Genomic DNA, 424 nt, shown 5'->3' on the forward strand with positions numbered 1-424 from the left:
GGCCGGGGGCGGCTGTCGTGGGGCGGGTTACTCGCAGGCCACGCCGTCGCCGTCGCGGTCGAGGTGGGAGGCGTAGCCCGGTTCGCCCCGGTGGATGGGGGCGGCGCCGGCGGCGCGTACGGCGGAGCAGTTGGCGTAGTAGGTGCTGCCGCCCCCGCCTGTGCCGCCCCCGCCACCGGTGGACGACGACCCGCCGGAGGACCCGCCGCTCGACCCGGACCGGCCGTACGGTTCGCAGCCCACACCGTCGTTGTCCCGGTCCAGATGTGCCGCGTACCCGGGGTCCCCGCGGTACACGGGCGCGGCACCGGCGGCCCGGGCCGCGTCGCAGTTCTCGTAGTACACCGAGGGCTTGGCCGGGGTCTGTGTCTTCTGTTCGGCCGTCGGCTTCGGCTTGGGCTTCGGGCTGTCTCTTATACACATC

The 424-nt window shown here is 74.3% G+C and carries 1 protein-coding gene; it reads right to left on the reverse strand.

Annotated elements, in window-relative coordinates:
* Positions 1-27 precede the first annotated feature (27 nt).
* On the reverse strand, positions 28-424 hold a 397-nt coding region (locus IH13_RS44055), incomplete at its 5' end, for an excalibur calcium-binding domain-containing protein (RefSeq protein WP_234433376.1).

The sequence above is a fragment of the Streptomyces sp. NRRL WC-3549 genome (assembly GCF_000721935.1).
Classification (GTDB): domain Bacteria; phylum Actinomycetota; class Actinomycetes; order Streptomycetales; family Streptomycetaceae; genus Streptomyces.